General features: G+C 47.8%; 6 protein-coding genes and 1 pseudogene. 1 reads left to right on the top strand and 6 read right to left on the bottom strand.

The genetic code is table 11. The features are described 5' to 3' along the window. Positions 1 to 712: NERD domain-containing protein (locus tag H8876_RS04000; RefSeq protein WP_249286631.1), on the top strand; the 712-nt coding region annotated here is incomplete at its 5' end. A gap of 285 nt (positions 713 to 997) precedes the next feature. Here the strand turns inward: H8876_RS04000 and gltX are convergent. The 6 genes and pseudogenes from gltX to H8876_RS03970 form a co-directional block, all read right to left on the bottom strand. Continuing rightward, complete coding sequence (gene gltX / locus H8876_RS03995) at positions 998 to 2,659, bottom strand: glutamate--tRNA ligase (RefSeq protein ID WP_249286630.1); 1,662 nt, start codon at positions 2,657 to 2,659, stop codon at positions 998 to 1,000. A 157-nt stretch (positions 2,660 to 2,816) separates the two neighbouring features. After that, entirely contained in the window at positions 2,817 to 4,871 is a 2,055-nt protein-coding gene (locus H8876_RS03990; protein ID WP_346727831.1) for a heavy metal translocating P-type ATPase, read from the bottom strand. Between the two features lie 32 nt (positions 4,872 to 4,903). Next, the gene (locus H8876_RS10215) at positions 4,904 to 5,170 is read right to left on the bottom strand and encodes a hypothetical protein (RefSeq protein ID WP_249286633.1); all 267 of its coding nucleotides are present in this window, start codon (positions 5,168 to 5,170) and stop codon (positions 4,904 to 4,906) included. An 8-nt stretch (positions 5,171 to 5,178) separates the two neighbouring features. After that, positions 5,179 to 5,535 carry an ArsR/SmtB family transcription factor gene (locus H8876_RS03980; RefSeq protein ID WP_249286629.1) on the bottom strand — a complete coding sequence of 119 codons (357 nt, stop codon included), beginning with the start codon at positions 5,533 to 5,535 and terminating at the stop codon, positions 5,179 to 5,181. 469 nt (positions 5,536 to 6,004) lie between these two features. After that, positions 6,005 to 7,438: pseudogene (gene hydA / locus H8876_RS03975) on the bottom strand (dihydropyrimidinase); the annotation flags it as partial. A gap of 102 nt (positions 7,439 to 7,540) precedes the next feature. Then, the coding region (locus H8876_RS03970; protein WP_249286627.1) for a hypothetical protein at positions 7,541 to 7,753 on the bottom strand (213 nt) is incomplete at its 5' end.

The following is a 7,753-nucleotide window of genomic DNA, read 5'->3' as shown; positions in this document are numbered from 1 at the left end:
CATTGCATATGTTGCATATCAACTTGGGAAATACGACCCTCAAATACGGGGAGCAAAAGGAGAGCGACGAGTCGCTGACATTTTAAGAAGATTGCCAGAAGATGAATATAAGGTTTTAAATAACCTTCTAGTACAAAGTAGGTTTGGAACCACACAAATTGATCATGTCGTTGTTTCTGTTCATGGAATTTTTGTCGTTGAAACAAAGAACTATTCAGGATGGATTATGGGCAGTGAACATGGAGAGCAATGGACAAAAAATATGTATGGACATAAGTATTCCTTTCGAAACCCGCTAAAACAGAATATGGCGCATATAAGAGCTTTGCAGGAAATTTTAAATCTTTCAAGAGATAAGTTTATTTCTATCGTAGTTTTTTCCCAACATAGTACAATCAAAGTAAATACTTCGCAAAATGTAATTTACACGAGTGATTTATTAAGGGTAATCAGGCAGTATCATTCAATGATATTTTCAAATCAGGAACTGGAACAGATAGCCTTTGTAATTCATAACAGCAGTAATAATTCTAAAGAACAACGTGCAGAACATGTAGAGCAGATACGAAAACGTGTACGATATAATCAATCGCAGGTGCAGAAGGGGATTTGTCCTAGATGCGGTGGAAAGCTCATAACGAGGAATGGTCGCTATGGTCAGTTTTGCGGATGCAGCAATTACCCTAAATGTAGATATACATGTAATCTATGATAGCGTTTTATGAACAACTGTAAAGCAAGCGTAAAAAACTGCTGCACCCAACTAAGGATGCAGCAGTTCGTTTATACATAGGATTTTATATTCAAGTCGATTCCACTGCACGATAGAGCCGGGAAGCTGGCTGAACGATTCCGCTTCCGCTCAGGGATACGGTACGGTATGCTGATTGGGTCTTCTGATGACCTGTGGATATGGATGTCTCCCGGAGCGATTCCGCAGGAGCATAGCTCCGAGGACTAAGCGAGGGGAGACATCCATATCCACTTTTGAGCAGGCTTACCCGATCAGCATCTCAACTCTCTGTCTCGTATTCTCTTCTCCCAGGATCTGCTGGATCTCCCAGATATCCGGAGACTGGCTGCGCCCGGCAACTGCCAGACGGATGACCGTGCTGACATGACCGACGTGACCTTTGTATTCCTCCGGATGCTTCTTGTAATCCTTTGGCTTTGCAGCGTATCCCATATCTTCTGCGATGGTACGGATCTTATCGAACCACTGGCTCTGATCATCGCTTTGGTCGTAGCTTTCAAGATAACGCTTCAGGATCTCTGTTGCATCGGCATCACTGATCTGTTCCGGGATCTGATCGGTGATCACGAAATAATCATTGAAGAAATAGCTGATGAAATCAAAGATCTGCTTTGCATAAACCAAGTCTTTTCTCGGTTTGTTGCCCGTTCTTCCCAGATCCAGGATCCTTGCGATATATTCTTCGTTCCCTTCAAAATACTTCAAAGCCTTCGGCTTGTATTCTCTTACCCATTCGGTCATGAATTTAGCAAGTTCAGATGCCGGAATGCGCAGGAGCACGTCCTTAGAAACGTCGTTCAGCTTGTTGATATCGAACAGAGCGCCGCCACTGCTCATTTTTGCAGTAGTAAATTCAAACTCCTCCATCGGAGCATCCGGATTTTCGATGCGCCATTCCTCGAAGTTGGAGTTCAAAATGGTCAGCAGGTATTCCTTGACTGCCTGCGGGTGATAGCCCTCTTTTTTATAGTAATCCAGGGACAATTCCGGATCCTTTCTCTTGCTCAGCTTCCTCTTGTTGCCGTTGTCCAGCTTCAAAAGCTGTGCTGTGTGGCAGTAGGTCGGCATTTCAAATCCCAGTTTTTCAAACAGTTCCACATGGATCGGCAGGGACATGAGCCACTCTTCGCCGCGGACTACATGAGTCGTGCGCATAAGGTGATCGTCGATGGCGTGAGCAAAGTGATAAGTCGGGATACCATTGGCCTTTAAAATAACAACGTCCTGGTTGTTTTCCGGCATGGAAAGAGTTCCTCTGATAGCATCGTCCACTTTGATGTGGCGGACCTCTTCGGATGGCAGATCGTGGTTTCCGTCGGATTTGAGGCGGACTACATAAGGCTTGCCGGCCTTGATGTTTTCTTCGATCTCCTCAATGGTAAGGCTGCGGCTTTTTTCTGCATACTTGCCGTAGATGCCTGTCGTTTCCTTTGCAGCCTCCTGCTTCTGGCGGATCTCAGCCAGCTCGTCTTCCGTCAGGAAGCACGGATACGCCATGCCCTTGCTCACCAGCTCCTTGGCGAAGCACTGATAGATCTCGCCGCGGTTGCTCTGAAAATACGGACCGTAATCGCCTTTTTCACCGTCAAGCAGAGCACCCTCATCGAAGTTTATGCCGAAGAATGCCAGGGAATTGATGATGGTCTCTACTGCTCCCTCCACGTAACGTTTATCATCGGTATCCTCGATTCTCAGATAAAACGTTCCGCCCGACTGATGAGCCAGACGCTCGTCAACGAATGCACCGTAAAGATTTCCTAAATGAATAAACCCTGTAGGACTTGGCCCCAGTCTCGTCACCATCGCGCCTTCTTTCAGGTCGCGTTTCGGGAACTGTGCCTCGTAGTCTTCAGGGTTTTTCGTAATGTGCGGAAACAGCAGCTCCGCCAGTTTCGTATGATCCATATTTGCACACCGGTCCGCCGCAGGGCAGGCCGGATCTCCTTTCTGATAGATTCCTTGGATTTCGGGCTGCAAAGTCTGCTCCGCAGCCCATACTTAATTCATTGTATCAAGATTTCGGAGGATGTGCAATATTCTGTATGTTATTTTGAATTTTCAGCTACTTGAATTTTTTCAACAGGATCCGCATGGAGTTGAGGATGCAAAGCATTGCAACACCGGTGTCTGCGAATACGGCAGCCCAAATGTTGGCAAATCCCACAAACCCCAGTACCAGTACCAGCAGCTTGACTGCCAGTGCAAAGATGACGTTCTGCATAGAGATACGTCCTGTCGCCCGGGCTATCTTGATAGCCTGTGGAATGGCACTTACGGAAGAATTCATGAAGACAACGTCTGCTGCTTCGATGGCTGCATCTGCACCGCTTCCCATGGCCGCACCGACGTCTGCGCCAGCCAGAACAGGAGCATCGTTGATACCATCGCCGACGAACATAACTGCGCCGTTCTGTTTGCGGATCTCTTTCAGTGCATTCAGTTTATCTTCCGGCAGGAGCTGTGCGTGAACATTGGCTTCTGCGATGCCTGCGGTCCTGGCCACCGCATTAGCGCTTCCTGCAGCATCACCGGTCAGCATAGCCGGGATCAGACCGTCCGCCTTGATGGCTGCGATGGCATCCACAGCATCGGATTTAATGGTATCTGCAATGGTGATATGTCCTGCAAATTTGCCGCCCAGAGCCAGGAAGATTTCCGTTCCCTCTCCGGATTCCTGCCTGCTGATATCGATGCCGAACTGATCCATCAGTTTACGATTGCCACAAAGAGCTTCGCCCTCAGCAAGTTTGGCCTTGATACCCTTGCCGGAGATTTCCTCTATGGATTCTGCCTTCTGTACAGTCGCGGTGCGCTTTGCAGCTTCCTCCATGATGCTTAGAGCGATCGGATGAGTGGAGCTGGCTTCGCAGGCGGCTGCCATGGCGATGATCTGGTCTTCGCTCAGGTCTGCGGCAGCTGTGATCTTCTGTACCACGAAGTTGCCCTTGGTTATGGTTCCCGTCTTGTCCATGATGATGGCTTTGACGTTTTTCAGTGCTTCGATGGAGATGCCTCCTTTAAAGAGGATCCCCAGTTTGGATCCGGCACCGATTCCTGCAAAGAATGCCAGAGGCACGCTGATAACAAGCGCGCAAGGGCAGCTGATTACCAGGAAGGTGATGGCGGTGGTGATCCATTCGCCCCAGTTGCCTGTGATCAGGGAAGGGATGATAGCGGTCAGTATTGCCAGGATAACAACGATCGGAGTATATACCTTCGCAAACTTCGTAATGAATTTATCGATTTTCGGTTTGCCTGCGGCAGCGTTTTCCACGGAATCCAGGATCCTCGTGACCATGGATTCGGAAAGGGGCTTCGTTACTTTGATCTTCAGCAGACCCTGCTCATTGACGCAGCCGGAAATGACTTCTGTGCCGGCGGTTGCAGTTACAGGAACAGGCTCACCGGTAACAGGGGAGGTGTCGATCCGGCTTTCCCCTTCGGTTACAATGCCGTCGAGCGGGATACGGTCTCCCGGGCGGACCTGCAGGATATCACCGATCTGGGCGTCCTCTGCAGGGATATTTTCAATGTCGTCTCCGTGGATACGGTTCACGGTTTCCGGGCGCATATCCACAGCGTCCATGATCTGGGATCGGCTCCGATCTACAGCGATGTCTTCAAACAGCTCGCCGATCTTGTAGAAGAGCATTACGCCCATACCTTCTGCAAAATCCCCGATACAGAACGCCGCAATGGTCGCAACGGACATCAGAAAGTTTTCGTCGAATACCTGACCTTTTGAGATGTTCTTAGCGGATGTCCACAGAACTTCCCAGCCCAGCACCAGATAGCCGATAAGGAAGATCGGCAGGGTTACGCTTATACCTGCGCCCATGACGTGTTCTGCGATCATTCCAGCTGCAAAGAGCGCTGCTCCGGCGATGATCGAGATCAAATCGGATCTATGTTCGCTCCATACGCTTTCTTTTTTTATGCGGGGAGCGGTAGTATTGTCTTTAGGAACCAGCGTTACTTCATCTTCGATGGTTTTACAGGCTTTTTCCAGCTGAGGCACCAGGCTTTCCGGATCATCTGCTGCAAAGCGAAGCTGCTTTGTTGCAAAGGTGATGCTGGCGGCCTGGATCTCACTCATTGCCTGGATCTTTCGTTCCATCTTGGCAGCGCAGTTGGCGCAGTCGAGACCTTCTATGATATAGATACGCTGTTTGTCTTTGGCGATGTGGTCAAAGTCGTGATCATGACCGCAGCACCCGCAGTCATCGCTATGGTCGTGGTGATGATGCTCGTGGTCTTCATGCTCGTGGTCGTGATCATGGTCGCAGCAGCAGTTATCTTCGTGCTCATGGTGGTGATGCTCATGGCCCTCATGATCGTGGTCGCAACAGCACCCACAGTCGTCGCCATGGTCGTGATGATGATCGTGCTCATGCTCATGATGGTGTTCGTGTTCATGTAATTCTTTATTCATTGATATGCTCCAGTGCAACGTCCAGGATTTCTCTGACATGTTCATCGGCCGGGGAATAGTAGGCGTGCTTTCCTTTCTTCTCAAACTTTACAAGATTATTGTCCCGCAGGATTTTCAACTGATGTGAAATGGCGGATTTGGTCATATCCAGAAGGACCGCCAGGTCACATACACACATTTCGTGGCAGTTCAATGCCTCCATAATACTGCATCTGGTATTATCACCGAAGATCTTAAAGAGTTTGGCCATACTCTGTCTTTGATCTTCCGGCACGATGTGTTCCTGCACATGTTCCAGAACGTCATCGTGGATCGCCGCACAGTCGCAGCAGGCTTCTGTTTTACCCATAATGTATCTCCTTTCAAAACGGTTGCGCGTCCGTTCAACTATCTTACAAGCTCATTATAATTGAATGAGCACGCAACTGTCAAGAGGGAAAATAAAAAAAGATGACTGTCCTTACCAGGTTCTTGCCGCTGCACGGCGGCTCTGGATCATTAAAAATGCCCTGTTTTACGATGTAGGATGTTGACAGGGTAGTGGAACTATCCCAGGAGCAAAAGATATTGACTTTCAGGGTATTTATCGAAAACTCATTATCTGAAATGGAATGGAAATATAGAACTGTGGTAGTTTTTCATGCGCGAGAGCCTTTTTAAACGTGAATAGAAGGGGAGAATACCCTAACAGTTATATCAAGCCGTAATTCGTGGTATTTTTTGATGTCGCTGGCATTGTAAACTATATAAAAAACGGTGATCCGCAATGCGGATCACCGTTTTTAGGAAAAGTTCTATGGAGAACCTTGTACTCTGGTTTAGAATTCAGGGCTCTTGAATTTAACTTTCTTACATTTAACGAACTGACCGTCGCCGCTTTCGCCAACGTAGTCTTTGCCGTCGAATACCAGCTTACCTCTGGAGTAAGTTGCAACTGGATATCCCTTGAACTTGGATTCTTCCCAAATAGTGTGGTCAAGAGCACCGTGCTGGTTTTCTGCGTTCTTAACAACGAATTCCTTCTTAGGATCGTAGATAACGATATCTGCGTCAAGACCAACTTCGATAGCGCCCTTGCAGTAGTCGATACCGAACAGCTTAGCAGGGTTTGTAGCGGAAATCTGTACAGCCTTTTCGAAAGAGATTCTGCCCTTGTTTGCTTCGGACAGGATGTAAGGGTACATGTTTTCGATACCAGCGCATCCATTAGGAATTGTAGTGAAGTTTCCTGGAGTACCGTCTTTCTTTGTGATTCCCCAGTCTTTTTCGGATTTCAGGAACGGGCAGTGGTCTGTAGCCAGAGTGGATACAGTGCCGTTCTTGATTCCATTCCACAGAGATTCCAGAGATTCTTTGCCCTTCATTGGAGGAGAGCATACGAAGTCGCGAGCTCTTAAGTCTAATTCAGGGATGCCGTTCTTGTAAACTTCTTTTGTGAATGCAAGATACTGCGGGCAAGTTTCTGCGAAGATCGGATATCCTTCTTCTCTTGCCTGAGCAACAGCGTCAACACCCTGTTTGTTATCCAGGTGAACGATGTAGAGGGAAGTTCCTGCCATCTTAGCCAGGTTGATCGCTCTTACGTCAGCTTCGCCTGCAACAGCTTCATTTTTGGACATATAGTGATACCATGCATCAGTCTTACCTTCTGCCAGGTATTCCTTGATGAGGCAGTTGTTTACGTCTCTGTTTTCTGCGTGTACACCTACCAGTGCGCCGATCTTTGCAGCGTGCTGCAGAGTTTCGAAGAACTGACCGTCGTCTACGCCGAAATCATAAACCATGAATACTTTAAAGGAGGTTACGCCTCTCTTAACGCATTCATCCATGGAAGCCAGCATTTCAGGAGTGGTAACGTCGCCAACACCGATGTGGTAAGAGTAGTCGATTGCAGGACCGTCAGCCTTACAAATCGCATCTCTTCTTTCCAGAGCAGCGTCCATAGTTTCGCCAACACCCTGAAGAACGAAGTCGAATACTGTAGTAGTACCACCACAAGCAGCAGCTCTTGTACCAGTGAAGTAGTCGTCAGTAGCAACTGTTCCACCGAAAGGCATTGCCAGGTGAGTGTGACCGTCGATAGCGCCAGGCAGGATCATCTTACCCTTTGCATCAACAACTTCAGTCTTCTTTTCAGGCTTCAGGTTTGCACCGATTGCACTGATCTTTCCGTTTTTAACTGCAACGTCTGCTTTAAAAGATGAAGTAGCAGTTACGACTGTGCCGCCTTTGATTAATAAATCCATAACTTTTGTCCTCCTTTTTGCAAAAGTGTGATAAAAGTAGAAGCCTTCTTACAAAGGCTCCTACGATTTTATATAAAGTTATTGCAGACTTTATGATTCAGAAAGCATTTAAACTCTTTCTGTGAGAGCTTCGTGCTCTTCTTCTGTAATGTTGGAGTTTCCAGCCAGGCTGGTCTTCATCAGCAGGATGTATACTACGAAGCCGATTACGAAGGACCATACGTAGTTGATCGAGTTGATGAATGTCCAGAAGGATCCCTGTACTCCGAAGTATGTAAGGAGTGGGAAGATGAATGCCAGAACCCATGCGATGATTGCTGC

The organism is Lentihominibacter faecis (assembly GCF_014306095.1).
In the GTDB taxonomy this organism is placed as follows: Bacteria; Bacillota; Clostridia; order Peptostreptococcales; family Anaerovoracaceae; genus Lentihominibacter; species Lentihominibacter faecis.
Note: the sequence above shows the minus strand (reverse complement) of the source record. Positions and strands in the feature narration are given on the sequence as shown.